Source organism: Bacillus sp. SSR7, from assembly GCF_055902415.1.
Genome location: NZ_JBVVXV010000009.1, coordinates 133,354 through 160,309, shown reverse-complemented (window position 1 = coordinate 160,309; position 26,956 = coordinate 133,354). Strand labels below are relative to the sequence as shown.

The 26,956-nt window shown below is 35.1% G+C and carries 23 protein-coding genes; 7 read left to right on the top strand and 16 right to left on the bottom strand.

Annotation, left to right across the window (positions count from 1 at the left end; all coding sequences use genetic code 11):
- Positions 1–164: 164 nt before the first annotated feature.
- Both AC0NJG_RS17255 and AC0NJG_RS17250 read left to right on the top strand, forming a co-directional pair.
- A complete protein-coding gene (locus AC0NJG_RS17255) occupies positions 165–1,556 on the top strand; it encodes an amino acid permease (protein ID WP_001164885.1) in 1,392 nt (463 codons plus the stop codon).
- Between the two features lie 180 nt (positions 1,557–1,736).
- Positions 1,737–3,284: a DNA-binding protein gene (locus AC0NJG_RS17250; protein WP_000791499.1), complete on the top strand. Its 1,548-nt coding sequence runs from the start codon at positions 1,737–1,739 to the stop codon at positions 3,282–3,284.
- 36 nt (positions 3,285–3,320) lie between these two features.
- On the opposite strand, the gene AC0NJG_RS17245 is transcribed toward AC0NJG_RS17250, so the two are convergent.
- Both AC0NJG_RS17245 and brnQ1 read right to left on the bottom strand, forming a co-directional pair.
- Positions 3,321–5,042, bottom strand: coding sequence for a DUF2339 domain-containing protein (locus AC0NJG_RS17245; protein WP_087997406.1), 1,722 nt, complete (start codon positions 5,040–5,042; stop codon positions 3,321–3,323).
- 134 nt (positions 5,043–5,176) lie between these two features.
- On the bottom strand, positions 5,177–6,478 hold the full coding sequence (gene brnQ1 / locus AC0NJG_RS17240; RefSeq protein WP_143880795.1) for a branched-chain amino acid transport system II carrier protein BrnQ1: 1,302 nt from the start codon (positions 6,476–6,478) through the stop codon (positions 5,177–5,179).
- Positions 6,479–6,730: 252 nt separating this feature from the next.
- On the opposite strand from brnQ1, the gene AC0NJG_RS17235 reads away from it, so the two are divergent.
- Positions 6,731–8,116, top strand: coding sequence for a peptide MFS transporter (locus AC0NJG_RS17235; RefSeq protein ID WP_087953816.1), 1,386 nt, complete (start codon positions 6,731–6,733; stop codon positions 8,114–8,116).
- Positions 8,117–8,145: 29 nt separating this feature from the next.
- On the opposite strand, the gene AC0NJG_RS17230 is transcribed toward AC0NJG_RS17235, so the two are convergent.
- The 4 genes from AC0NJG_RS17230 to AC0NJG_RS17215 all read right to left on the bottom strand — a co-directional run bounded on the left by AC0NJG_RS17230 (position 8,146) and on the right by AC0NJG_RS17215 (position 10,966).
- Positions 8,146–8,778 (bottom strand): class A sortase, encoded by a 633-nt coding sequence (locus AC0NJG_RS17230; RefSeq protein WP_001041721.1) that lies wholly within the window; start codon positions 8,776–8,778, stop codon positions 8,146–8,148.
- A 116-nt stretch (positions 8,779–8,894) separates the two neighbouring features.
- Positions 8,895–9,368: a hypothetical protein gene (locus AC0NJG_RS17225; RefSeq protein WP_001081111.1), complete on the bottom strand. Its 474-nt coding sequence runs from the start codon at positions 9,366–9,368 to the stop codon at positions 8,895–8,897.
- Entirely contained in the window at positions 9,361–9,579 is a 219-nt protein-coding gene (locus AC0NJG_RS17220; protein ID WP_140168788.1) for a helix-turn-helix transcriptional regulator, read from the bottom strand. Before AC0NJG_RS17220 ends, AC0NJG_RS17225 begins: the two co-directional genes overlap by 8 nt.
- A 112-nt stretch (positions 9,580–9,691) precedes the next feature.
- On the bottom strand, positions 9,692–10,966 hold the full coding sequence (locus AC0NJG_RS17215; RefSeq protein ID WP_087953818.1) for a 3D domain-containing protein: 1,275 nt from the start codon (positions 10,964–10,966) through the stop codon (positions 9,692–9,694).
- Positions 10,967–11,186: 220 nt separating this feature from the next.
- Between AC0NJG_RS17215 and AC0NJG_RS17210 the strand changes: the two genes are divergently transcribed.
- Positions 11,187–12,131 (top strand): methyl-accepting chemotaxis protein, encoded by a 945-nt coding sequence (locus AC0NJG_RS17210; RefSeq protein WP_087953819.1) that lies wholly within the window; start codon positions 11,187–11,189, stop codon positions 12,129–12,131.
- Positions 12,132–12,263: 132 nt separating this feature from the next.
- On the top strand, positions 12,264–13,076 hold the full coding sequence (locus AC0NJG_RS17205) for an undecaprenyl-diphosphate phosphatase (protein ID WP_000434782.1): 813 nt from the start codon (positions 12,264–12,266) through the stop codon (positions 13,074–13,076).
- 57 nt (positions 13,077–13,133) lie between these two features.
- Here the strand turns inward: AC0NJG_RS17205 and AC0NJG_RS17200 are convergent, their stop codons facing one another.
- Positions 13,134–13,337, bottom strand: a complete 204-nt coding sequence (locus AC0NJG_RS17200; RefSeq protein ID WP_001268332.1) for a hypothetical protein — start codon at positions 13,335–13,337, stop codon at positions 13,134–13,136.
- Positions 13,338–13,508: 171 nt separating this feature from the next.
- On the opposite strand from AC0NJG_RS17200, the gene AC0NJG_RS17195 reads away from it, so the two are divergent.
- Positions 13,509–14,660, top strand: a complete 1,152-nt coding sequence (locus AC0NJG_RS17195) for a VanZ family protein (protein ID WP_087997412.1) — start codon at positions 13,509–13,511, stop codon at positions 14,658–14,660.
- Positions 14,661–14,667: 7 nt separating this feature from the next.
- Here the strand turns inward: AC0NJG_RS17195 and AC0NJG_RS17190 are convergent, their stop codons facing one another.
- The 6 genes from AC0NJG_RS17190 to bdhA form a co-directional block, all read right to left on the bottom strand.
- Positions 14,668–15,981, bottom strand: coding sequence for a D-arabinono-1,4-lactone oxidase (locus tag AC0NJG_RS17190; RefSeq protein ID WP_143880793.1), 1,314 nt, complete (start codon positions 15,979–15,981; stop codon positions 14,668–14,670).
- Positions 15,969–17,141 (bottom strand): amino acid deaminase/aldolase, encoded by a 1,173-nt coding sequence (locus AC0NJG_RS17185; RefSeq protein WP_087997414.1) that lies wholly within the window; start codon positions 17,139–17,141, stop codon positions 15,969–15,971. Before AC0NJG_RS17185 ends, AC0NJG_RS17190 begins: the two co-directional genes overlap by 13 nt.
- Before the next feature lie 110 nt (positions 17,142–17,251).
- Positions 17,252–18,268, bottom strand: a complete 1,017-nt coding sequence (gene sph, locus AC0NJG_RS17180) for a sphingomyelinase C (RefSeq protein WP_263053827.1) — start codon at positions 18,266–18,268, stop codon at positions 17,252–17,254.
- A 58-nt stretch (positions 18,269–18,326) separates the two neighbouring features.
- Positions 18,327–19,178 carry a phospholipase CerA gene (cerA, locus tag AC0NJG_RS17175; protein ID WP_000731010.1) on the bottom strand — a complete coding sequence of 284 codons (852 nt, stop codon included), beginning with the start codon at positions 19,176–19,178 and terminating at the stop codon, positions 18,327–18,329.
- Between the two features lie 250 nt (positions 19,179–19,428).
- On the bottom strand, positions 19,429–19,773 hold the full coding sequence (locus AC0NJG_RS17170; protein ID WP_000948234.1) for a potassium channel family protein: 345 nt from the start codon (positions 19,771–19,773) through the stop codon (positions 19,429–19,431).
- A 119-nt stretch (positions 19,774–19,892) separates the two neighbouring features.
- Positions 19,893–20,945 carry a (R,R)-butanediol dehydrogenase gene (gene bdhA / locus AC0NJG_RS17165; protein WP_000645822.1) on the bottom strand — a complete coding sequence of 351 codons (1,053 nt, stop codon included), beginning with the start codon at positions 20,943–20,945 and terminating at the stop codon, positions 19,893–19,895.
- A gap of 225 nt (positions 20,946–21,170) precedes the next feature.
- Between bdhA and AC0NJG_RS17160 the strand changes: the two genes are divergently transcribed.
- Positions 21,171–22,343, top strand: coding sequence for an MFS transporter (locus tag AC0NJG_RS17160; protein ID WP_087953824.1), 1,173 nt, complete (start codon positions 21,171–21,173; stop codon positions 22,341–22,343).
- 281 nt (positions 22,344–22,624) lie between these two features.
- Here the strand turns inward: AC0NJG_RS17160 and inhA2 are convergent, their stop codons facing one another.
- From inhA2 to rbsB, 3 genes are all read right to left on the bottom strand, one after another.
- Positions 22,625–25,024, bottom strand: a complete 2,400-nt coding sequence (inhA2, locus tag AC0NJG_RS17155; protein ID WP_143880790.1) for a M6 family metalloprotease immune inhibitor InhA2 — start codon at positions 25,022–25,024, stop codon at positions 22,625–22,627.
- A gap of 315 nt (positions 25,025–25,339) precedes the next feature.
- Positions 25,340–25,987 (bottom strand): fructose-6-phosphate aldolase, encoded by a 648-nt coding sequence (fsa, locus tag AC0NJG_RS17150; protein WP_000667661.1) that lies wholly within the window; start codon positions 25,985–25,987, stop codon positions 25,340–25,342.
- A 34-nt stretch (positions 25,988–26,021) separates the two neighbouring features.
- Positions 26,022–26,948, bottom strand: coding sequence for a ribose ABC transporter substrate-binding protein RbsB (gene rbsB / locus AC0NJG_RS17145; protein ID WP_060629555.1), 927 nt, complete (start codon positions 26,946–26,948; stop codon positions 26,022–26,024).
- Between the last annotated feature and the right edge of the window lie 8 nt (positions 26,949–26,956).

Sequence of the window (26,956 nt, the reverse complement as noted above, 5' to 3'; positions counted from 1 at the left end):
TAATAGTTCGAATTTTAAGTTTAAGTCTGACAAGTACAGATGTAGTACAGTTAATCATGTTTATTTTTGTAGCATAACAGATAGAAATGTTTTATAATTTGAAATAGTTAAATATTTAGTAAACGCATTCAAATATCGTTCACTCTACAAGGAGGATTCTTCTCATGCAGCACACAAACAAATCTGAAACTTTAAATCGAGGTTTAAAAGAACGACATATTACTTTAATGTCACTCGGTTCAGCTATTGGCGTTGGACTATTTTTAGGATCCGCTTCTGCTATTAAACTAGCTGGTCCTTCTATTTTACTAGGTTATATGATCGCTGGACTCGTTATTTTTTTCATTATGCGAGCACTCGGAGAAATGGCAATTGAACAACCTGTTGCCGGTTCTTTTAGTAAATATGCTTATGATTACCTTGGACCACTAGCTGGCTATATTACCGGTTGGAACTACTGGTTCTTATGGGTTGTTACTTGTATGGCTGAAATTACAGCAGCTGGCATTTACATGCAGTACTGGTTCCCGGATATCCCTCGCTGGACTTGGGCTTTACTCGCTCTATTATTAATGAGTGCTTTCAACTTCTTATCTGTAAAAGTATTTGGAGAACTTGAATTTTGGTTTGCTCTCATAAAGATTGTCACAATTATCTGTATGATAATTGTTGGAGCTGGTATTATTTTATTCGGATTCGGAAACGGCGGTATCGCTACCGGCATTTCAAACCTTTGGTCACATGGTGGCTGGTTCCCGAATGGTTTCTCTGGTTTATTACTCTCTTTACAAATGGTGTTATTCGCTTATTTAGGTGTTGAACTAATCGGTGTTACAGCGGGTGAAGCTCAAAATCCGAAAAAAACACTCGCAAAAGCAATCGATAACGTATTTTGGAGAATATTACTGTTCTACGTTGGGGCTCTATTCGTTATGATGGCAATTTATCCATGGAACGAACTTGGTGAGAAAGGAAGTCCATTCGTATTAACATTCCAACAAATCGGTATCGCAAAAGCAGCAGGGATTATTAACTTTGTCGTATTAACAGCAGCTCTTTCTTCTTGTAATGGTGGTTTATTTAGTACAGGCCGTATGCTGTATACATTAGCTCAGCAGAAAAAAGCTCCGGAAAGATTTGGTCGTTTAAATAAAAATGGCATTCCAAGTCAAGGAATTGTAGCAACTGCTATCGTTTTACTCATTGGTGTTATATTAAACTATCTTGTACCCGCAAAAGTGTTTACATGGCTTACTAGCATTTCAACTTTCGGAGCAATTTGGACTTGGGGCATTATATTAGTCGCTCAAATTAAATTCCGTAAAAGTTTGCCTATGCAAAACAAACAAAAGTTGTCGTATAAAATGCCTTTATACCCAATAAGTTCATATTTCTCACTCGCTTTTCTTGCACTCGTATTAGGTATAATGGCGTATTCAGAAGATACAAGAATTGCATTAATTGTTGGCCCAATTTGGCTTATTGGTCTAGCTATCGTATATTACATGAAAGGTTTTCATAAAATTGATGAAACGCCTAATTCAAAAATTAGTTAAACAAAACATCCCTTCCTTATTACTTGGAAGGGATGTTTTATGTCTATATAAATATTTCTCAACAAAATTCACGTTATTTTTACAAATTTTTAATATTTTTTATGTTTTCCGTCTTTATTTTTACAGAAAAATAAATTACATTATTAAAGCACATATATTTTTTATTAGGGGGATTCTTCTATGAAGAATAAAAAATGGATTACATTTTCTTTAGCAACAGCAATTACACTAAGTATAGGGGCTTCGTTCATACCGTCTACTTATGCAGAAAGCTCTGTAGACCCAGCTCCTGAAATTGCTGCAAAAGTTGTAAATCAAAACAATGGGAAGAAAGTATTATTCGATAATACACACGGTCAAACGGCTGGGACAGCTGACTGGGTTATCGATGGTGGCTTTTCTGATTTCGGAAACGGCATTGCCCAAAACGGATATCATGTAAAAGAACTACGTAAATCAACACCGATTACATACGAAGATTTAAAAAACTACAATGTGTTTATCGTTCCAGAAGCAAATATTCCTTACAAAAAATCAGAACAAGATGCTATGTTACAATACGTGAAAAATGGCGGTAGTATTTTCTTCATTGCCGATCATTATAATGCAGATCGTAATAAAAATCGTTGGGACTCTTCTGAAGTATTTAACGGATATAGACGCGGTGCTTGGGATAATCCAGCAAAAGGAATGTCTAACGAAGAAGCAAATTCACAAGCTATGCAAGGAGTAGAAAGCTCTGATTGGCTATCTGACAACTTCGGTATTCGCTTCCGCTATAATGCAATCGGTGATGTTTCCGCTAAAAACATTGTATCACCTGAACAATCATTCGGAATTACAGAAGGGGTTTCATCTGTAGCAATGCATGCTGGTTCTACTTTAGCAATTACAAATCCAAAACTAGCAAAAGGACTTGTTTATCTTCCAGAAAACCCATCAAAATGGAATAACGCTGTTGATAGCGGTGTGTATAACGGCGGTGGTGTTGCAGAGGGTCCTTATGCTGCTATCGCAAAAGTAGGACTTGGAAAAGCTGCTTTTATTGGAGACTCTTCTCCTGTTGAAGATGCTACGCCAAAATACGTTCGTGAAGATTCTGGTCAAACAAAGAAAACTTACGATGGATATAAAGAAGAAAACGATGCGATTTTACTAGAAAACATCGTAAATTGGCTATCGAAAAAAGAGACATTTACAAGTTTAGATCAAGTAAATGGTTTACAACTTGATTTACCTACCACTTTACAAACATTTGAACAACCAAGCTTATCAACTGAGCCACAACCTGAACCTTGGAGTGCGCCAAATGCAGGTTATCAATGGTTTAATACAAATACTTTTAAACCTGGTTCATATGGCTATAACGGTGCAGTAACAGCAAATGACTACGTAGTTACACACCCTAGCACTCTACCAAACAATGAAGTGTTCCAAATCAAAATTCAAGTAAATAACTTATTACCAAACACAACATACAATAATTATTCTTTAGGTATATTCACTACTGGCGGTACACAAGTAGCAAAAGTTCAAAATACAAACGGCACTTGGCCATCTACTTTCGGATATAGTAGTGCATTTTCTTTCACAACAAACAGCTTAGGTTCTGCTGAAAAAATTGTGAACGTACAAATCGATCCAAATACGACTGGACAAGCAACACTTCGTCTACGTCAAAATACAACAGCGAAATATAGTGAGACTGTAACGATTAATAAGAAATAATGAAAAAGGCAATCCGGATATGGATTGCCTTCTTTTTTACTTCTCTTCTTTTGAGAAAAATATCCTTGAAATAACGATACCTATACTACCTACTATTAAGAATAACACCGCCCTGATCATCATTGAAACTTCTGGTAAGTCTAGAAGGAATAGCTTTCCTATCGTTACAACTAACACGACTAAGCCTGCATACAATATTTCATTCATATTTTTATTCCGGCCAAGCCAAACTGCAAATAATGCATACACCATCCATAATAACGATACAGATACACTTATTATGCTTCCATCTGTGGACAAAACTTCACCTATTCTAGTAATTGTGATAAATACAATCACCATAAACCAATAGAGTGCTATAGAATACACATACTTGCCAAAGCTCGCTAATACATCTTTCGCTTGTCTCATGCAATAATAGAGCGTTCCTATTAAAATAAGATGAGCAACAAAGCCTGCCGAAATAAATTGATCAAACGGGCTAAAAATAGTCTGTATCATTCCAATTGCGTAAACCGTCGCACTAACATACAATTTTATCTGTTGTTTTACTTTAATAGAAGTCACCATACCGAGGAAGCCTTGTAATAATAGTACAATCGCTGCATTCACTAAACTATACTCATATAAAATCGCTAAACTAAAGGCCCCCATTGCGAAACCAAATAAAAGATTTGTAAATGTAGAATGTCTATTCTTCCTATATTCAAACACGAACATAATAGCGTGCACGAGTGCACTTATCATTAATCCCCATGTTGTAAATTCAGGTATTTTTGAAATGGCTATTATAAAGAAGACTGCATTCGCACTAAATATCGCCAAGCGTGGCTCTACTATAAAACTTCTCTCCGTAAGCATATGCCAAAATAATAGTAAGTGAATTAAACCATACACTACTGTTAAATGGACTTGCAAATCCTCTACTAACATTGACATAACAGCAAAGAAGACAAAAAGAATAATAGCAGCAACAACATAAGAAATCATATATAAATACTGATAACGATTTTTCAACGCATACCATAATAAGCTGAGCGTTAGTATCGTCTCATATCCAAAGAAAATATACGGATTAGGAGTCGTACTATTTAATAAGAACGGCACGAAGAAAGCTCCTACCGCTACAAAGATAGTAAGATATTCCGATTGATACCTCTTCGCTACATAAATACCTAAAATGACCCATGCGATATTACATAGAAACGCGACACTCGCTGGAATAAAGCCATATAAATAATGTGCCGCAAATGTCGTTAAAACTATACCTGTTATACTTCCTCCTGCTAATACTAACCCTAGCGCTTGCCGCTCTCGTTTAATTTGAATATCCCCTATATAATAAAAAACGATTGATAGGACAATACCAAACACAATTCGTATTGCTGGTGTTAATAGTCCCGCATCTACCCCTGCTTTAAATAACCAGATTACTCCAAGTAACATAATACCGACAAATATGCGTGGCAACCACGTTTGGCAAAACTTAATAATATTAAATGGTTCTGGTTTAAAAGCAGCTATATCTACTTGTTTTACCTCACGCTCTTGCACAGGCTCTTTTATTGTAACTACTTCTTCTTTTGTTTTTTCTTCCATTACCGTTTCAATATATTCTTTCTTTTCCTTACTAACATGTTGCTGAGCATTTTCTACTTCTATTTCTCTTTGTTTTGCTTTCAATTCAAAAAGTGCTTCTTGAATCGTTTCAATTGCCGTTTCGAGTGCTTCTATTTTCTTATTCAAATCCTCCTTCATACGCTCCCCCCTCATCATCCGTTCAAAACCTATATATTACCAATTACCTTTATCATACTCTTAGTCTATTCATTTTCAATACTATTTTTCCAAAAAAGAAAGGTGTTTTCCGAAATAGGAAAACACCTTTTTACTCATTTCTTCTTATTTAAAACACTACTCACGATAACACCAATACAAGCACCTATAATAGCTGGAACAATCCATCCAACACCTTCTGTATAAAACGGAATGTATTTCAATACTGATGTCCACTGATTCATCATTACATTTTTATTGAAAATATCGATTGCACTAAATGCCGCTACAATCACAATTGTAACTGGATATATGCATACATACTTCCCAATATACTTATGGAATAACCCTAAAATAATAAGCGTTAATGCAACTGGATAAATAAATCCAAGAATTGGTACCGATACTTTTAAAATTTGTGTTAATCCTAAATTAGCTAAAATCATACTAACAAAACTTAAAATAAATGCCCAAATTTTATACGCTACTTTTGGAAATGCACTTGCGAAAAATTGACTACAAGATGTAACAAGTCCGATTGAAACACATAAACACGCGATCGTAAAAATAAGACCTAATAAAATGACTCCGCCTTGTCCAAATAATGTAGTCATCACTTGTGCTAACACTTGCGCGCCATTATCAAATGTCCCCAATGAACCACTCATTGAACCGACATATCCAAGTATGACATAAATAATAGATAATAATAGTCCTGCACCAATTCCAGCAATACTCATATATTTCGCTAAACCTTTATCATCTTCAATACCTTTTGCACGAAGAGCATTTGCAATCACAATCCCAAAAATTAAAGCTGCTAATGCATCCATCGTTAAATATCCATCTAAAAACCCTTGGAACATAGGCGCTTGTCCATAGTTTCCAGCAGCCTCTTTTACATTGCCTACCGATGTAAACATGCTTTTTATAAAGATAAGAGCAATCATACCTAATAATAAAGGTGTTAAAACCTTTCCGAACAACCCCATTAATTTAGATGGTGATAAACTTAACCAGTACACAATACTAAAGAAAATAACTGTGTAACATAATAAGACTACGCTACCTGCTTCCGGAAATAGCTGACCCGGTCCCATCTCAAAAGCTAGACTTCCTGCACGTGGAATGCCAAGGCCTGGTCCAATAAATAAATACACGATACACGGAAAAATAATGGCGAATGAAGAATGAACTCTACCCGCTAGCGTTTGAAAACTTCCTGCTTTCGCAATCGCAATAACTCCCAATATAGGAAGACCTGTTGCTGATATAATAAACCCTACTAATGAAATCCACACATGTTCTCCTGCTTCATACCCAAGAAAAGGCGGAAATATAAGATTCCCCGCTCCAAAGAACATTGAGAATAACATAAGACTAATAAGTAAAATTTCTTTTTTCTGTAACAATTTCATCTCTTTCTCCTTCTTTAATTTCATCTTTTATGAAATCAATTCCACATATAAAAAAATGCAAAAACCCGCTTCCTTACAAAGAAAACATAGTCCATAGTCTAACATAAAAGAAACACTCATTCTATAGCTATATCTCTTTTCCAATTTCTTCTGAAAAATCAACCTTTATTGACTTATAATAGTTAATAAGGTAAAATATTAAATGTACAAAATTATTAACTTTGTTTTTGTTTGTGTCAGGAGGAAAATAACATGGAATCAGCGATACAACTAGAAAAAGAACAACAAAGAAAAAAGAAACATCCTCCAGGTTTATACTTACTCTTCTTTACAGAAATGTGGGAAAGATTTAGTTACTATGGATTACGAGGATTATTAACATTATATTTAACGACAGCTTTAGTAAGCGGTGGTCTTGGTTTTAGTCCCGCATGGGCACTCTCTATTTACGGATTTTACACTGGAGCCTGTTATTTCACACCAATGATTGGTGGATACTTAACAGACCGGTTCCTAGGTAGACGAAAAGCAATCACAATTGGTGGTATAACAATGGCAATCGGTAACCTTACACTATTTGCCTTGCAAAACCAAGTCGGCCTATACCTCGGATTAGCGCTTATTATTATCGGTAACGGATTCTTCAAACCGAACATCTCTACACTGGTTGGGGAATTATATGAAGAGAACGATCCAAAACGTGATAGTGCATTTACCATTTTCTATATGGGTATTAACGTCGGATCATTTTTAGCTCCACTCGTTTGCGGATTTTTATCAGAAAATTTATTCAAAACAACGGTTGATGGCGTTGTACATTACGGATTCCGTTACGGTTTCTTAGCCGCTTCAATCGGAATGATCATTGGACAAATTTTATTTACAACACTATCCAATCGCTTCCTTGGTGATATTGGTAAAAAACCAACTCGCGATTTACAAACAACAGATGGACAACCATCAGTAGGAGATACACCGTTAACAAAAAAAGAAAAACAACGTACTGCAGTTATCGTCATTTTAACATGCTTCGTTGTCTTCTTCTGGGCTGGCTTTGAACAAGCTGGTAGCTCATTAACATTATATACAAACAAATTTGTAGACCGCTCTGTGTTCGGATGGGAAGTTCCAACATCTTGGTTCCAATCGGTCAATCCATTATTTATTATTTTACTTGCTCCAGTCATTTCAGCATTATGGGCGAAACTTGCAACTCGCAAGCAGGGTGATTTAAAAATCCCAACTAAAATGGGACTTGGTATGATCTTGCTCGGTATCGGTTATATCATTCTCGTTATCGCTACATTAAAAACAGGTAGTGATGAACATAACATTACAGAAAAAGCAAACTTACTATTTATCGTCTTTACGTATCTTTTCCATACGTTAGGTGAGCTATTCTTATCACCTGTTGGACTATCAATGGTTAGTGCACTTGCCCCAGTAAAACTTGCTTCTTTATTAATGGGAGTATGGTTAGCAAGCTCAGGAATCGCCAACATTTTAGGTGGACAACTTGCAAGCTTCACAACTTCACTTGGGTATGCTGAAGTATTTACTGTAATTGGCGCTGTAGCAATTGTATTAGGTTGTGTTTTATTATTAATTTCTAAGAAGCTAGTGAAATGGATGGATTAAAAAAGATGAGGGATTTCCCCTCATCTTTTTTATTTCTTCGCCTTCGTTCCTACTAAATCACCAGCAACAACGTAACGCTTAGAATTATCCTTCACAGATACACATGTAATAAGCGTGATTTCATCTTTCCCATGATCTTCAACAACTTCCCACTTATCAGGAGTTACTTCAGATACACCAGTAACCGCATATTCATATTCGTTTTCATTGTCATACAAATAAATTTTATCGCCTTTTTTTAGAGAAGCTATATCACTAAATAAAACACCTTTTTTAGACATGTTATGTCCTGCTAATGCATAATTCCCTTTTCCCATTACTTGATTTTCTTTTACTGTTGCTGCACCTGATAATAGGTTTTTCTCAGTAGAAGACTTTAAAACAGGAAGTTCTAATGAAACACTTGGAATCGAAATACGACCAATTACTTGTTTCTTATCTAAAGATGCGTTCGCTACTTCTGCCAAATCTGGTTGATTAATTTTCGAAGCATCTACAAATTCCGTCTCATGTTTTTCATAATCCATCTTTTGGACAGCCTGTACATTTTCAGTCTGTTTCTTTTCAGCTTGATATCCATCATAAAATGGCTTGCCGATTAATACACCACCTACAACAAATAAGAGGATTGCTACTATACTATAAATTCTTTGCTTATTCATATACAATTCCTTTCCCTTACAAAATCTTACTCTATATAAAATGATAAGATAATATTGCTATATGTACAAGTATAAGCTAAAAAGAAACCTTCTTGCACGTGCAAGAAGGTTTCTTTTTAAGCGATTTTATTTCGATATAAAGATACGTGGAAAATTGTCATTTGAATAAAGAAAATACTAAATGCAATATATATTGGATATGCAGGAACATATAGATTAGCAATTGGAGAAAGCGTTAAAAAACCAACCGCACAAGGCAACACGTACCATAGTGACATAAATGTAGTACGACAAGCCTTTTCTGTAATTGCCTTTTCCCGCTCGTCTTCTTGAGGAAATAATAGTGGAAACATCCAATATGATAGCTCTTTATATTTTTTCTTCTGAATTTTATAAAGAACAGTCGATACAATACCAAATATTAAAAGCAATCCTATTGGCATTAAACTCACCGAAACTTCAAATGGTACCCTCTTCGTTTGAATAAAATTCGCAACTTCGATAGTAAAATAATACAACTCAATAAATGCCCAACCTGCTAATACCATTAAGAGTACATTCAACATATAGGAAAATACAAGTCTATTCATCCTCTTCCCCCTCCTTATTTAAAACAAACACATCTTCCATCTTGAGCTCGAACACATCGCAAATCGTAAGTGCTAATAACAAAGAAGGAACATAATCCCCTTTTTCAATTGCCGCGATTGTTTGTCTCGTCACTCCAACTTTTTCTGCTAATACACTTTGCGAAAAATTAAACCGAGCTCTTAATTCCTTCACTCTATTTAAAATGGCCAAATTTACCACCTCTCAATTTCATTGTATGCTATCCTTAACAAAATGTAAACTCAACTTAACATTATTTTCATAAAAAAATCCAACTTTACGTATTGTAAAGTTGGATTACGTATTAGTTTAAAATTGTAACTTTAACTGTTCTTCTGCCCCAGCTACTTGATGAACCTTTATCTGGCATTAAAACATCAATTCTGTGACCTTTAATATCTCCGCCAGTGTCTGCTGCAATAGCAACTCCATACCCGTCAACCTTTACAGTAGAGCCTAATGGAATAACAGCTGGATCAACCGCAATTAATTTCATTCCTGGGTTTGCAGTTAAGTTATAGTGTCCCCATGCAGAAAATACTTGTTGACCTGGCGCATAACCATTTTCAGCTGGATCCGCTGTATAAGCTGTAGCTTCTACATAGATCTCTCTTCCACCAGCAGTTGGCTTCGAAGGCTGTTCAGGTTCTACCTTCGAATTATTATTAGCAACTGGTTCGGCTGGTTTACTAGCTGGTTTACTAGCTTGTTCTTGCTTTTTCTTTTCAGCAATTTCTGCTTGTGCTTTAGCTAAAGCTTCTTGCTCAGCCTTTGCAGCTGCTTCTGCTTTTGCACGCTCTTCCGCTGCAATTCTTGCTGCTTCTTGCTCACGAGCAATCGTTTCTTGTACTGCCTTCATGTTTGATTCGATTTTAGCTTTTTCTTCTGCCGCTAAATTAAGTTGGCTTGCAACCTGATTATATTTAGCTTGAACTGTTTGTAAGTTAGCTTGACGCTTTTTCAAGTTATCTTGCAGTTCAGCTTGTGCTTTTGCTAATTTTTGTTTGTCTACTACTAAAGATGCTTCTTTCTCGTCAATTGTTTTCTTATCTTCCTCAATTTGACGAAGGTCTTGTTCTTGTAGACGTAAAATCTCTTTATCAGCTTCTAGAATAGTAGAAACTGCGTTCATACGTTGTAAGAAGTCTGCAAAGTTCTTTGACTCTACTACAACTTCTACTACTAAACTTGTATTTGAACTGTTTTGAACAGAAACCATACGTTTTCTCATAATATCTTTACGAGCAAGAACTTTATCTTCTAAAACGACAATCTCTTTCTTTTTTTGTTCAATCTGCTTATGTGTTTCATCGATTTTACGCTGAATAGCAGCTTGATCCTCTTTATTTTTTGCAATTGTATTATTTAAATTATGTAGTTCGTTTTCGATACCTTGAATTTCTTTACTAACAGCTTGCTTCTCTTGCTCTTTCTTTTGCATTTCTGCATCGTTTTGCTGCAATTGCTGTTGCATGTTGTTAAGTTTCTCGTCGTTTGACTCTGCTTTAACAGCGACTGTACTAGAAAGACCTATAATTCCTGCTAATACTAGACTACTGATTCGCTTAAAATAGTTCATAATCCGACTCCCTTCTTATACAGTTATACATGATTTATTTTACAGTTTGTTTACAATATCATTAAATACAGTTTATTTTTCATGACGAAAAAAAGGGAATTATGCATAAAATGTAATAGATTCTTAAATATTTAACAATTCCTATATTTAAAAATTATAAAAGATGCTAAAATCCAAATATAGAGAAAATATAACTTCTAAAGGCGGTTGAAATAAATATATGTTTACTCAAAAGAAATCACTCCAACATAAAATTGATCAATTAGAAAATCGTATACAAGAACTAGAAGCAGAATTAAAACAAAAGGATATTGAACAACAAGAGACTATTTCTTCTATCCACGATCGTGTACAAAGCGTTGTTCAAGAGCATCAACTTGTAAATAACCAGCACAATACACTTCAAAATTTAGTTCAACAATTAAGCTCATGTTTCGAAAATGTTTCAACACGTACTACACATTCCAATGAATTGAATAACGAAATGTTACAAAAAGAACAAAGCTTAATTCAATCTATTGAAGAAATTATTGATTGTTCTAACGAAGGAAAAGAATCTGTTCATCGTTTACTTATTGTAATTAATAAATTAGGTGAACAATCCCAGCGCACGTCTAATAGTATGAATCATTTAAGTGAACGTTCAAAAGAAATCGAGCAAATTGTAGAAGTCATCCAAAACATTGCAGCACAAACAAATTTACTTGCTTTAAATGCAAGTATTGAAGCTGCTCGTGCTGGAGAGCACGGTAAAGGATTCGCTGTCGTTGCCAATGAAGTAAGAAAACTAGCAGAAAGTACCGCTGAAAGTACAAAAAACATCGGCAACTTAACAAAAAAAATTCAAGAAGAGATTGAAAAAGCATACGATAATACAAAAGATAATTTGCATTTAGTCGATGAAGGTGTAGAAATGAGTGCCGATACAAACGCTAGAATCGAAAATATTTTAATTATGATTCAAACGTTACAAAACGGTGCTACAAATGTTATTAAAGCTATTGAAAACCAAAAGACTTGTAATGATGATATATTACGAGAATTCGCTAATACACAACAAATGTTCCAAAAGTTAAATACTACTATTATGAATCACATTCATGATGCTGAGAAAGTCGATGTTCAATTAACGAAAAGTCTTGAAGAAACAGTAGTTTCTCATTAATAATAAAAATCCCTTATACTGTTATAAGGGATTTTTATTATATTTCGAATATTTATTTCTTCTCAAGATTAAGCCGTATCTTTGTTATAATGGACAAGTTGTTTCTTTCAACTATTAAACAAGGAGGTTATTATGGAACAATTTTACTACATTTTAAAATATTTAATTCTTGGTCTATTCCAAGGACTAACAGAACCGATTCCGATTTCTTCAAGCGGTCACCTCGTTTTAGCACAGCATTTGCTAGGACTAAAAATAGAAGGGTTTAGCTTTGAACTACTTGTTAATTCAGCTTCATTATTAGCTGTATTACTTATTTATAGAAATGATTTAATTCGTCTAACGAAGAATGGTCTATCTTATATCTTTACAAGAGCAGAAGATGCAAAATCAGATTTCTTCTTTATTATTTACCTTGTCATTGCGACCATTCCAGCAGGTGTTATTGGTGTTTTATTTAAAGATTACATCGATCAGTACTTAAAAGGTGTGAAAATGGTTGGGATTTCCCTTCTTATTACCGCTGTCGGCCTTTGGATTATTAGAAACTTGCGTGGGCGTAAAAATGATGGCGATCTTTCTATGAAAGATGCAATTATCGTCGGATTAGCACAAGCTTGCGCACTAATTCCTGGAATAAGCCGATCAGGTGCAACAATCGTAGCAGCGATGTTACTTGGTATGAAGCAGGAAACGGCTCTTCGTTTCTCATTCTTACTATATATCCCTGTTAGCTTAGGTGGTTTATTACTAAGTATTACAGACATTGCAAAAGATCCAAATCTAGATACATTATTCGTACCATATATCGTTGCATTTATCGCAACATTTATCATGACGTATATTTCATTAAAATGGTTTATGAACATTATGGCAAAAGGAAATTTAAAATATTTCTCTTTCTATTGCATTATCGTAGGTGTACTTACTCTTATTTTCTTATAAAGTGAAACTTACAAATCAAAAGCGAGTCATTCTATTACACTAGGATGACTCGCTTTTTTATGCGTATACTTTCTTTTCTTGACAATACAAACGAATAACATGTTTATTTTGTTGAAATACATCATGCGTTAGGCGGATAATAATAAAATTTCGTTTTGTTTGATCATCATGAACAAAAATCTGTTCTCCCTCTTGAAAACGCCATGCACTTTCAAAAGTTGTAATATGATCCCCACTTACAGAAAAAAGCTCATATCGCATATCTTGTACCCTCTTTCAACTTATAATAATCATAATATCCTTATATTAAATTTAGTATAACTTAATTCCATTGAAATTTGTAATTTTTCTATTTCTAAATATTTTAATTTTGTTTTTAGGCTCTTTTAACGTTATAATGATAAACGAATTTTTATTGAAAGGAGCTTCATTTTGACTGCATATTTATTTCCAGTAAAAACAGCATTTATTTTATTTCCTATTTTAGCAATGTTTCTCTTAATACCTTTTTTAATATTTAACTACCGAAAGTATGGTTATTTAAATAAATGGCGTTCATTTATTTTGTACTCATTATTACTTTACTTATTAAATGCCTATTTTCTTGTGATTTTGCCGTTACCACAAACATATGATACTTGTAGCCTACAACCGGCTAATACGCAGCACATGCAACTATCACCATTTTATTTCATACAAGAAATTAGTAATCATACTTCGGCAATTTTAACGAAACCAGCTACTTATTTCTACCTATTAAAAGAATCTGCGTTTTTACAAGTAGCATTTAACGTTCTATTAACCGTTCCATTCGGTATTTACTTACGTTATTATTTCCGACGTAGTTTCTTACAAACAATTTGTATTTCTTTTTGTCTTTCACTCTTTTTCGAGCTAACACAAGTGACTGGACTATACGGTATATACAATTGTGCGTACCGCTTATTTGATATAGACGATCTGTTTTTAAATACATTAGGCGGCGTAATTGGCTTTATCATTGCACCAATATTTACGTACTTCCTTCCGAAAGCAAGCGAATTAGATAGTCATATTGATTTAGAAACGAAACCAGTCGGATTCGTTCGTCGCTTTATCGCGATGCAAATTGATTGGATTTTCTTATCCATCGTTGTACCTGTCATTAAAAACAAAGGAAATTCTTTCTTTGTTTCTAATATTCAATCTTACACGAACATATACGAACTCATTTTCATAACGTGTTCGATCTTTATTTACTTTATTATCATTCCATACTTTACGAATGGAAAGACAATTGGTAAAGCATTGCTTCGTATTTACGTGAAAGGAAAATCAGATCGTATTACGTTGAAGGAACTATTCATCCGTTATGGTATATTCTATTTCGTTTTAGGTGGAATCAATTATATTCTTTCTAGTAGCTCTATCTTAAATCTTAAAGAGCCTTTAATATTAGTAGTTATATTATTATTCCAACTCGTAATTAACGGTCTATTTATTATTCATGTCTTATTACATGTATTTAGTCGTGATAAGTTACTATTTTACGAGCGAATTAGTCAAACAAGAAATGCAATCGTACTAAAAAAAGCTGACAAGTAATACTTTGTCAGCTTTTTTTCATAATCGTAAATAACTTTTCTGTGTAAGGATTTGAAAACATTTCTGCTTCATCTAATAATTTCCTCACCTTTAGAAACGAATGCAATTCTGGATATATATTTTGTAATTTTTCGTACGTTAACGTATGCATTTTCCCCCAATGCGGGCGTCCCTCATACTTTAAAAAAATTTTCTCCACCTCACCAAAATAAGCAGCATACTTCATACCTTTATACATATGAACAGCTATATACGCAGAATCTCTTCCATACGCTGGGCTGAGCCATATGTCATCCCTTTTCACATAACGACATTCAATTGGGAAGTGTACTTTATACTTTTTCTTTTCAATAAGGTTTGAAATTTCTTCTACAACGGTCTGCATATACTTTGAAGGAACACTATACTCCATTTCATAAAATGGAACTGCACGCGATGTAGCAAATACTTCATAACTCGGACCAATTATTTTTGTATTCGGTACAGCTCTAGCTGATAATCGACTTACTCCTTTACTTATAGAAGGAAACCATTTACATCCTTTAGATAACAAAGAGAACATCTTATTTTCAAGTAACTCTACCTTTAGTTTATGCCATTTCAAATCACTTTTTTTATCTGTTGTTTCATTTGTAATTTTCACTTGCACTTCATCTGAATAAGGAAAAACAAAAAATTCAAAATGGCGATTCTTCTTATATTCTTCTAGCTTGTTCATTACAGTAGATAATGACTGTTTTTCACTTTTATAAACGAGTGAATAGGCTAGAATAACCTTCAATTTTATTTTTACAATGATACCTAACATTCCAAGAGACAACTGAAAAGCTCTCCAATATTGTACATTCTCCGTTTCCGAACAAACTATACTCTCACCTGTAGATAAAACTGCCGTAATCTCTATCACTTGTGTTGATAAACTTCCAAAGGTAATACCCGTTCCATGCGTCCCCGTACTAATTGCTCCTGCAATAGATTGCGAATCAATATCCCCTAAATTTTCTTGCGCATAACCTTTTTCTTCAAGTAACTTCCCTAGCTCATGTAGCTTTGTTCCTGCCCATACTTCGGCAACCATCTTCTCCGTATCAATATTCACAATTCCCTTCAATTCATCTAAAGAAACCAGAATTTCTTCCGTTTGCACAAGAGGTGTAAACGAGTGTCCTGAACCGACAACACGAATTTTCTTCCCTTTCTTTCGCGCAAGCCCTACAACTTCTACTACATCTTTTATACTTTCTGGATACATCGTATAATGCGGTGTTCCTTCTACATTCCCTGTCCAATTTCTCCATTTTTGTCCCTTTATAGAAAGCATTGGCCATCCCCCCGATATGTTGAATACTCCCCAACAATCTCTCCTTCTTTCACACGATATAAAAATGGAAACCGCTCACATAATTCTCCAGCTTTACTATGACGAAATAAGATAGAATCTCCTATCTCTACTCGTTCCTCACCGTTATAAAAAATCGGTGTTTGCACTTCACCAGCGCCTTCTAAAGCTAATAGTTTTGCACCACCCGGCCTCCAAATCTCAGGTTCTTTATCTTTCCCGATTGCTCCTGAGGCGATATATCCGCCACCTAGACAAGTGTAAATTGTCGAGGCTGGTTTACGCACAACTGGTAAAGCAAATCCGACAGCTGGATGAAATTGTACCTCTTTATAATAATCAAATAGCTTCGGGGCATAAAAAGCCGAACCTATTGTAATCTCTGAAACTGAATGATCTTGTTCAGTTGTTTTTATACTTCCTGTACCTCCCCCATTTACAAACCTTAGTTCAATACCTAGATTTTGTATTTCTTTTACGATATGTCCTCTTCTTTCTGGAACTTCTAACACTGATTTCTTCTTTAAATGTGAAATCACTTTACTTTTCACTCGTTGATTCGGTATGCGATCTCCTACCCCAGCAATTTGGGCTTCATATCCCATTACACCATCTAAGATTAAAAACGATGATTCTTTCAACCTTTTTACTATTTTCAAAGCACCTTGCACATCTTTTATCGGTGATCTTTTGACCCCAAAATGAAACTTAAAAAAATGACTACTCATATCAATATCTAAGCAAACACGAAAACATCCTTTAGACTTCTCAGCAATTTTTTCTAAATAAACGATATGATCTTCACAATCCACCATACAAGTTATAATGAGCCCTTGCTTTGTTAGCAAACTTATTTCATGTAACGCTCTTTCATCATAAGCAGGATATCCGAGCAATAAATCATTGAATCCTTGTTCAATTAAAAATAAAGCTTCCCTAGGTGAAAAACACATGATACCTTGAAATCGATCATTTGCAGCTAAAATCTTTTGCATAACCGGAACAGAACGTAACGATTTACTCGCTATACGAATCTTCTTATTTCCACTTAATTCTATAATCAATTGAATATTTCTATCTAAAGCTACTTCATCCAAAAATGCACACGGTAATGGAACTTCTTTGAAAATTCCTCGATCCACATTTTTTCTCTCCTCTTCTCTATATTTCTTATACATATTGGAAAGAAAGTTGGAATCTCCTCTACAAAATAAAAAAGTTTCTTCCTATTTAAGAAGAAACTTTTTTAGGACTACTTCATAGAAATAGTCGCCTCTACTGGATAATGATCAGAATAATCATCATACGTATATTTTTTTAGCCATGATGTAACAGTCCACTGTGGAGATTTCGGTTGTAATACTTTATTCTCTATAAATGATGGATTCGCATGGTCCTTACTTGCAATAATATAATCTAAATACTCGGCAGGACTTTCAGGGAAATTATATTTTGCAATACTGTTTGTCGTTGCATCCCAAGTTGCTGTATGTCCCGTATAAGATGGAATTGACGCATGCAATGTGTTAAACATGGATGCGTACTCTGAGTCACTATTGTTCTCTGCATTTATTTTATTCACGTTCATATCACCACCAAATAGAACGTACTCGTCATTTGGTATATTCTTATTTTTAATAAAATCTTGAATTTCTTTTAGCTGGTTTGTACGTACAGATGCAGGTGAAGTTTTTCCACACATACTATCTTCAGCCTGCAAGTGTGTCCCAATCACATGAACGAAACGATCATTTTTCTTAATTTTCGTGTATACAAACCCTTTATTTGATAAATTATCTGGCCCGCATCCTTTTGCAAATACATATTGAATCTTTTCAACAATCGGCCATTTACTCACGATTGCAACGCCTCCATCTTCAGGCGTTGAAGATGAATAGCTACCTAACGTTTTATCCCATTCATTTCCGTTACTACGACCTAATACCGCTGTTTGATTTGGATATTCTTTCTTCAAGTTTCCTAATAAGCGATTTGAAGCACTATTATCAAACACTTCATTTAATATAACAACATCTTGATTCTTTATATAATCTGCCGCCCCAATTAAATCAGCACGCTGACTTTGTCCCCAGTTTGGATATAAGTTCGTTGATAGCATGTATACGTTATGCGTCATCACTTTCAAAGTGTTGTTTTGATCTGTAGACGTGTCTGCTTGAGCTGAAGATCCTCCGTATAAAACTCCTAAACCAATCCCAAAGCTAAGTACACCTTTTAGCAATTTACCTTTCACGTTCCATCCCTCCATGTGTATAGTAATAAAAAGGTCAAATACTCTATTGTGAGATTTGACCTTTTTTAAATACTTAACGATCTCCGTACGTATCAAACCAAAGCTGAATGTATCCAGCAGTAACACGTTGTGCATCCATTAATCGCTTACCTGTCATTGGCGTAACTTCAGCGCGCCATTTATCTGCATATTCTTGTGACACAGCTGCTTTTACGAACCAATCTTTCGTATTATCATTTACAATTCCAGAGTAATCTTGTTTCGCTACTACTGCCGCTCCATGAATCCACTCTTCTGGATTTGTACCTTTCCAGTTCCAATATCCATTTCCATCCGTTACTTTATAATTATCTTTTATCGTATCTACAAAGTTTTCATATTTAGAATGGAATCCTTGTGGATATGAAAGATTTGTAAAGTTTGCCGCATGCATCGGTTGGTTTACATCTCCTAAATAATGAAGAGATAATCCTAAATAGAAGAATGCTTGTTTCATATCTTTATTTTTGTATGATTCACCAGCTAATTTGAAATATTTAGCGCCAGTTTCTTTTGCCTGCTTTGCAAATGGAATATATGTTTTTCCATTGTCTGGATCATAGAAATGTGAAGCAAATGTGCTATTATCATAATAAGGATTTTCATAGTCAGCAGCATAAATACCGTTCTCTAACTCCGTACGCCATTCATTTAATTGTGCAACTCGATCTTGTTTTACAAGTGTTGTATTGCGAGACATAATATCAATCGCACGATTTACAATCCATAAATGAGAATTTACACCTTCTTTATGTTTATCTTCAGCAGACCAGCGGTGAACTATTTTTATTTTACTTCCCCCATCGTTTTCATGAGCAAATGCAACGCTTTGTAAAGGAGCTACTAATGTAATAGCTGCTGCTAAAGCAAGTACTTTCTTTTTCATCTGAAATCCTCCATTTTATAATCGAATTATTGTAAACTTTTTGTTAGGATCCTATGATGTCGTCCGGTTAACCTATGACTAGAATATCCCACCTTTCACGAAATTTCTATCAATAAATTAAAATATGCAGATTTTCATATCATTATAACTTTATACACAGTGAATATAATGAATGAATGCACTTTCATTTTAATAAACTATTATTAAGGCTTATCTAAACTAATGTAAAAAAAGAGTAAAGCATACACATTTACTCTTTTTTTCTATTCGATAATATACTTGGCAGTTGGACATTAACTGCCAACTTATGTATAAATCCAAACACTAATCCAATTCCAATAAATATGTATAAGATTGTAAATATTTTCCCAAAATCAGTTTGCGGGCTAAAATTCGCATCACCGACAGTCGTCAGCGTCACAACGCTAAAATACAAAGCGTCAAGAGGACGTAATCCTTCAACTGTACTATAAAAAATCGTACCAGATGTTAATGTTAAAAATGTTAATACGAATAATACTTGAAATTCTTTATCCTTCCACGCTCGTAAACAAGCTTTTAGCATTCGTTTCAATGTCAACATAAATGAAAGCATGAGACTTCCCCTTCCAAACAAAATACCTGTAGTTACAGGAAAGTCTATCACCTTTCTGTATAGAAAAAAAGTAGCCCTCTTCTATTTCTAGAAAAGAGCTACTTTTTACTATATCTATATTATTTAGGTGAAACAAGAATTTTCACTTGTGTTTTATCTTTTACAAGTGCTTCAAATCCTTCTTCAACAACTTGATCTACTGTGATTTTTTTCGTAATTAATTTCTCTGCTTGAATTTGACCAGAGCTAATTAATTTAATAACAGCTGGGAAGATATGACGGTATCCTAAAATACCAACCACTTCTTTTTCTTTTAGTACAAGATTGTTTGGAGTAATTGTTGCGTCTTTTTCCCATACACTAACAATTACAGTTTGTCCTTCGAAACTTGTACTTTCAATCGCTTGACGAAGTACTACTTCAACGCCTGTTACTTCAAAGCTCACATTTACACCTAAACCATTTGTTAAGTTACGAATTTCTGCTAATACATCTTGAGTAGCTGGATTTAATACATAATCCGCACCTGCTAATTTTGCTAACTCTTGACGTTCTTTAGAAAGTTCAACTGCAATAACCGGAGTTGCTCCTGCTGCTTTAGCTGCTTGGATAACAAGAAGTCCAATTGGACCACAACCGAATACTGCTACAGCTTCCCCTTCTTTTAATTTACTTTGACGTACTGCATGAACTGCTACAGCTGCTGGTTCTACAAGTGCACCTTGTTCATACGTCATTTCATCTGGAATATGGTGAACCATATCTTCTGGTACTACTGTATATTCAGAGAAACCGCCGCCTTCTCCGCCAAGACCGTGGAAAACAAGTTGTTCACAAACATTGTAATGTCCATGTTTACAAGCTTCACATTTACCACAAGAATAAATCGGTTCTACAACGACGCGGTCTCCCACTTTATGAGATGTAACGCCTTCACCGATTTCAACTACCTCACCGCTAAACTCATGACCTAAAATAACCGGTGCTTTTACATGTGTTAATGGATGCTCTTCTGTTGGAATAAAAATAGGTCCTGCTAAATATTCATGCAGGTCTGTCCCGCAGATACCACACCATTTCACTTTAATCTTAACTGCTCCTGGTTTTACAGTTGGTTCTGGTACTTCTTCTACTCTTACATCACGTTGATTATGCCAAAGTAATGCTTTCATTTTATACATCCCTCTCTATGTATATACTTAACCTGGTGAAGTTTACAAATCTATTATAATACTTCTATCCATATATTTCAAAAAAACAATATCATTTCCACTAAATTTTAACAAATAACGTTCAATATTTTGTCACTTTGTACTTTTTTCCACATCTGTTAACTCAATTTCATTGCGGTTGAAATTAGCATTATGCCATAATAGCATAGGAGAGGTGAATATCGCTTGAAATATTTTATTTACTTTATTGTTATCGTAGCGTTTCTAGATACATTTTCACAATTACCTATTATGAGTACGTTCGCTCAAAGTCTTGGAGGATCCCCTCTTATTATTGGGCTAGTTGTCGGCATGTACTCATTTGCTAATATGATCGGTAATATTATTGCTGGCGCTGCTGTCGATAAATTTGGTGCAAAAAAAATACTTTATATAAGCATGGGACTTACGAGTTTCATAGTCTTGTTATACACCGTTGTTCAAAGTGGTGAACAACTATTAGTTGTGCGCTTTATGCATGGCTTTAGTGACGGGTTTTTAATTCCTGCTGCCTTTACGTTTTTATCAAAACAAACAAATGCAGCAAGACAAGGTAAAGCAATGGCCCTATCTGGTGCTGCTGTTGGAACAGCGGCAATTGTAGGACCTGCCTTCAGCGGGATTATGAAAGCAACTGCTGGTATAGAGTGGGTGTTCATTACCATTTCTATTTTAATGGTTCTTGGTACAATCGTATCTCTCTTCTTCTTACCAAATAACGTATCAAGAAAAGATACTTCAAGAACACAAATGATGAACAAAGAAGATATGTTTGAACTATTGAAATCAGAACCGTTATTACAGGCATATATTGGTGCTTTCACACTCATGTTTTCACAAGGAATTGTCACTTATATGTTACCAGTGAAAGTTGAGGCATTAGCACTTAAAGCATCTACAACAGGCATGATGTTAAGTGTATTCGGTATTACCGCTATCCTCTTCTTCTTACTACCAACAAATCGTATTTACGATCGATTTAATCGTTCAAAACTAATGCTAATTGGTATTGCAGTAATGGCATTAGCGTTATCTTTACTTGGATTATTTGCAACAAAAGGCATGCTCTTTATCGTTATGATGATTTATGGCATTGGATTCGCTATCCTTTTCCCATCAATAAATGCATTACTTGTTGAAAATACGACAGATGATAAGCGCGGAAAAGCATTTGGATTGTTTTATGCTTTCTTCTCATTAGGAGTTGTTGCTGGATCCTTTACAGTTGGAGCAATCGGGGCATCCCCTAGCGTCAGCTTCGTTATTGGAACTGCATTCTTATTAACATTTGCCGGAATGATTTATGTCAGAAGCAAAGTAAAAGGCAAAGACAAAGTAAAAAAGACAATGATAGGATAATTCCATCATTGTCTTTTTTCGCCTAATATATTACTTTTGTGTATAACCAAGTACTACTGTAAATAAGCGTATGTATAAAATCAACACTACCTTCTTCCTTTAAAAAAGAAACTGAATAAATACCGACGATACTTCGACAATTTCCTCGGAAATATTTCCTTCCCCCACATAATTTGATACACAATATATGAACAGACACTTGTATTACATAAACTAAAATAATAACTTACTGTACAAATTCAAAAGCACATTCTTCATATGAAGAATGTGCTTTTCTGTTATTAACGTTTAATCCAAACAGCGCCTGCTGATTTATCCTCTGCCTGTCCAACAACTTGGAATTTAAGTCCAAGGTTCGGAACTTTTCTTCCTGCGTCTGCAATTTGTTTATTACTATATACTTTTGAATCATCAAAAGTTGTAACACCTTGTAATCCAGAATAGTTAAACTGTCCACGTGTTAATGAATTTACACTCCATGCTGGTGTTTGATCAAATGAAAATGCAGCGTCTGCAATTTGCATACCAGTATTACCGTAAGTTGGTTTTCCATTTAAATTGCCAACAAATGCTTCTGGATGAGAGTCTACAACACCAAGAAAGCCTTCACCTGGATGCTCCCCAACCCAATTATCTTTAAAGCTATCATCTGCGTACCAAACGACAAGACCTGTATTATACACTGGACCTTTTCCTGCTTTTAATCCATTATCTGATCCCGCATAGTTTCTCCACTCTAAGTAGTAATAATGAGCTTTTTTCTCTGTCCCATCAGAAACAACAAAACCATTTACATTCATTTTAGACTGTCCTTCTGCATCATCAGAAAATACTACTTGTCCATCAACTGTTACATTTACATTGTCCATCGCAAAACCTTTATACGTTACAGCTGGATCTGTGATATAGTCGAATTGTAGTTTCACTTTTTTTCCTTTAAATTGACTTAAATCGTATGATTTATCAATCCATTTCCCATCTGTTGTATCTTTATCTCCTTGGACTATTTTTTCTCCAAGTCTATCAATTAATGTTTTCGTTCCATCTTCTGTTACTGCATGTACTTCGACAAAATCGCACTCTGCTTCTAACTCATAATTTGCTTTATAATCGAATTTTGCATTTGTTCCTTTTGTTAAATCAAAGAATGGTGTTTCTAGTGTTGTATGCATATCATCTCCTCTTGTACTGTAATATGCATGCTTTCCAAACTCCGGCTTAATCGTTTCAACACTTTTACCTGGTAAGTTAACACGTACAACGCCTGGACGATTGGACTTCGTAACACTTTGATCGATATATGTAGGAACTCCTACACCACGTTTAATGTTATCGTAATCTACTTCCAAAATTCTTGCCCAGTTGCCACCCATATTCTTTTGTAAGAAATCTTTATTTTGTGGTGAGAAACTAGTTGGCTCTGTTCCTGCAATTTTCCCTGTCCAACTTCCCCCACTCATGAGTGACCAAGCTTCGACAGGTGAACCCGTTCCAGTATATTTCGTATCATATTCATCTGGTAAGCCAAGGTCATGTCCAAATTCATGCGCAAATACGCCTACTGCTCCATCTTCTGGTTCAATTGTGTAATCATGTGCTGCTACTTTGCCACCAAAGTAATCTACCTTTGATTTTGTCCCTTCAATTGCTACTGGATCTATTGCTAATTTTGAACGATGTGACCAAATGGCATCATCGCCTAATTTACCACCACCAGCTTCTTGACCAACACCTGCATGGATTACCATTAAATGATCAATTACACCGTCAGGCTCATTTTGATTCCCATCACCATTTGTATCATATCTATCAAACTGATCAAATTGAGATAAATCTAACCCTTTCTCAGCAGCTGCATGTAAAGCTTCTTTCACTAAATCACGTGCGCCTTTTGGTCCTTTATTATCGTGACCACTACTACCATCAGCACCGTAGTCAGATGCTTTTCCTGGAACAGTTAGCCACTCCGTTACATATCCATCTGTCGTATAACTACCACCAGACTGCTCTTCGTAATATTGTTTAAATGTTTTTACTTTCGAACCATCAAATAACGTGTATGGTTCATTACCAAATAACATCTTTTGATAATGCTCTCTACTAAAGTCATTCGAATACATATACCCTGGCGTTTGATCAATATTATTATGTTTATAATCACTAAATTCAACGAGTAACACTAATACTTTATCAGTTCGAACCGGTCCCTTATACGGTGCTTGCTTTGCTTTAGATGTTGGAACTCGCCCATTCAATTGTTTTTTATTTGGTTCAGGCTTTTGCTCAGGGCTAACATTTTTTTCAGGTTTCTTTACTTTCTCCTTTTCTTCCATTTTTTTCTCTTTTACTTTTTTCACGAAATCAGATGCCTCTTTAGCAGTATCGGTTGGAAGAATTTCTTTATTTGCCTGGTCCCCTTGTTTCTTTTCAATATATTTCTCTACAGCTTTTTTCGTCTCTTCTTTAGAAGATGCTGGATTAATTGTTCCTCTTTCTTTCAGAGCTTCCGCTAAACGATCTTCTTGAATTAAATTGTAATCAATTGGTGTTGTAGACACATTTATTTTCTCTTTTGCTGGCGTTTCTGCGTATGCTAATGGAGCACTCATTACAGATGTGCATCCGATAATTGCCGCAATTGCTAGTGACGATAACACTTTAAATGGCGCTTTTCTTCTCATTCTATTTCTCTCCTTTTATAAAACTTAAAATTCAGATAAATAAGTGCATTTAAATCAAAAGCTCTACTTTCTGCCCTCCCTATATAAAAAGGCACAATCCTATAAACGTTAAGCTTTCTGTTATAGAATCATGCCCTCCAGTTTTCTGGTCAGAACTTCTACCGTTTTATGTCGAAATATGAAACATAAAAAGTGATTTGATATATATTAAATAGCTTATATAACAAATTTAAAAGACAATATGCAAAATTGCATGAAAATTCTTTTAAATAAAAAAGAATCCTAGTCAATTAAACTAGGATTCTTGATTTTCTATTATTTCTCTTGTGTTTTTTCCCAATCAGCTAAGAATTTCTCAATTCCTTGATCTGTTAATGGGTGCTTCACTAATGAAGCAATTACGTTTGCTGGGATTGTTGCAATATGTGCACCGTTTAATGCTGCGTCAGTTACGTGAACACTGTGACGTACAGATGCTGCGATAATTTCTGTTTCGATACCGTGAATTGCAAAGATTTCTGCGATTTGGCGAATTAAGTCCATACCGTTATGACCGATATCATCTAAGCGACCTAAGAATGGTGAAACGTATGTTGCACCAGCACGAGCTGCAAGTAATGCTTGAACTGCTGAGAACACTAATGTAACGTTTGTACGAATTCCTAAGTCAGAGAACGCTTTTACTGCTTTTAAACCTTCTGTTGTCATTGGAACTTTTACAACAACGTTTGGAGCAATTTTCGCTAACTCTTTTCCTTCTTCGATCATTTTATCTGCTTCTAAACTAATTACTTCTGCACTTACAGGTCCTTCTACGACGTTGCAAATTTCACGAATGCGCTCGTGGAAATCTACACCTTCTTTTGCTACAAGTGATGGATTTGTCGTTACTCCAGCTAATACGCCTAATGCATTTGCCTCTTTAATTTCGTTAATGTTTGCTGTATCAATAAAGAATTTCATTTGTTATTCTTCCTTCCTAATTTTCATTTTATATTTATTTATTTTTCTTAATAAGCTCTAATTCAATCGGAATAGATTTGTCCACTTTTTTACCTTGTGTGATCTCTTTTGCTGTTTGCATCGCCTTCTCTCCGATTAATTCCGGTTTTTGAGCGACTGTTGCAGCCATACGCCCATCTTTAACCGCTTTTACAGCATCTTCTGTTGCATCAAATCCAACAACGACTACATCTGTTTTCCCAGCAGACTTCAATGCTTCAAGTGCACCTAATGCCATCTCGTCGTTATGCGCAAACACGGCTTTAATATCACCATTTGCTTGCAAAATGTTTTCCATAACAGATAATCCTTTTGCTCTATCAAAATCAGCCGCTTGTTTAGCAACTACTTTTAAAGACTTATCGGCTACGTTATGGAATCCTTTCCCACGTTCACGAGCAGCAGAGGATCCAGGGATTCCTTCTAACTCAGCAACGTTTGCTCCTTCGCCGACTAATTCACGAATGTAATCACTAGCCATTTGACCACCTTCGATGTTATTAGATGCAATGTGAGAAACAACCTTACCTGAATTTGCAACGCGGTCTACTGTAATAACAGGAACGTTCGCTGCATTTGCCGCACTTACCGCTGAAGCAACAGCATCTGAATCGGTTGGATTAATAACAACTACATCGACACCTTTTTGAATTAAATCTTCAACATCGTTCGTTTGCTTTGCTGCATCATTTTGCGCATCAACAGCAATCAATTCAATACCGCTTTCTTTCGCTTTCTTTTCTGCCCCTTTTTTCAAAGTCACAAAAAATGGATTGTTTAAAGTTGAAACAGAGAATCCAACTTTAATAGTTTTATTTCGACCTTTATCGCTAGAATCCTTTGCCCATTCTGGTGGTTCCATTGAACAACCAGCAGTAATGACCATAATACATGCAACGAGTATAAGTAACCATTTCTTCATGAACTGTC

Bases quoted from the DNA above. Each gene is read 5' to 3' on its own strand.
- AC0NJG_RS17250 (WP_000791499.1), top strand. From the start codon at position 1,737: ATGAAGAATAAAAAATGGATTACATTTTCTTTAGCAACAGCAATTACA.
- AC0NJG_RS17190 (WP_143880793.1), bottom strand. From the start codon at position 15,981: ATGCTTTCTATAAAGGGACAAAAATGGAGAAATTGGACAGGGAATGTA.
- AC0NJG_RS17225 (WP_001081111.1), bottom strand. From the start codon at position 9,368: ATGAATAGACTTGTATTTTCCTATATGTTGAATGTACTCTTAATGGTA.
- AC0NJG_RS17205 (WP_000434782.1), top strand. From the start codon at position 12,264: ATGGAACAATTTTACTACATTTTAAAATATTTAATTCTTGGTCTATTC.
- AC0NJG_RS17255 (WP_001164885.1), top strand. From the start codon at position 165: ATGCAGCACACAAACAAATCTGAAACTTTAAATCGAGGTTTAAAAGAA.
- AC0NJG_RS17230 (WP_001041721.1), bottom strand. From the start codon at position 8,778: ATGAATAAGCAAAGAATTTATAGTATAGTAGCAATCCTCTTATTTGTT.
- brnQ1 (WP_143880795.1), bottom strand. From the start codon at position 6,478: ATGAAATTGTTACAGAAAAAAGAAATTTTACTTATTAGTCTTATGTTA.
- AC0NJG_RS17210 (WP_087953819.1), top strand. From the start codon at position 11,187: ATGTTTACTCAAAAGAAATCACTCCAACATAAAATTGATCAATTAGAA.
- AC0NJG_RS17245 (WP_087997406.1), bottom strand. From the start codon at position 5,042: ATGAAGGAGGATTTGAATAAGAAAATAGAAGCACTCGAAACGGCAATT.
- cerA (WP_000731010.1), bottom strand. From the start codon at position 19,178: ATGAAAAAGAAAGTACTTGCTTTAGCAGCAGCTATTACATTAGTAGCT.
- rbsB (WP_060629555.1), bottom strand. From the start codon at position 26,948: ATGAAGAAATGGTTACTTATACTCGTTGCATGTATTATGGTCATTACT.
- inhA2 (WP_143880790.1), bottom strand. From the start codon at position 25,024: ATGAGAAGAAAAGCGCCATTTAAAGTGTTATCGTCACTAGCAATTGCG.
- AC0NJG_RS17215 (WP_087953818.1), bottom strand. From the start codon at position 10,966: ATGAACTATTTTAAGCGAATCAGTAGTCTAGTATTAGCAGGAATTATA.
- fsa (WP_000667661.1), bottom strand. From the start codon at position 25,987: ATGAAATTCTTTATTGATACAGCAAACATTAACGAAATTAAAGAGGCA.
- AC0NJG_RS17200 (WP_001268332.1), bottom strand. From the start codon at position 13,337: ATGCGATATGAGCTTTTTTCTGTAAGTGGGGATCATATTACAACTTTT.
- AC0NJG_RS17235 (WP_087953816.1), top strand. From the start codon at position 6,731: ATGGAATCAGCGATACAACTAGAAAAAGAACAACAAAGAAAAAAGAAA.
- bdhA (WP_000645822.1), bottom strand. From the start codon at position 20,945: ATGAAAGCATTACTTTGGCATAATCAACGTGATGTAAGAGTAGAAGAA.
- AC0NJG_RS17170 (WP_000948234.1), bottom strand. From the start codon at position 19,773: ATGCTTTCATTTATGTTGACATTGAAACGAATGCTAAAAGCTTGTTTA.
- sph (WP_263053827.1), bottom strand. From the start codon at position 18,268: ATGGAGGGATGGAACGTGAAAGGTAAATTGCTAAAAGGTGTACTTAGC.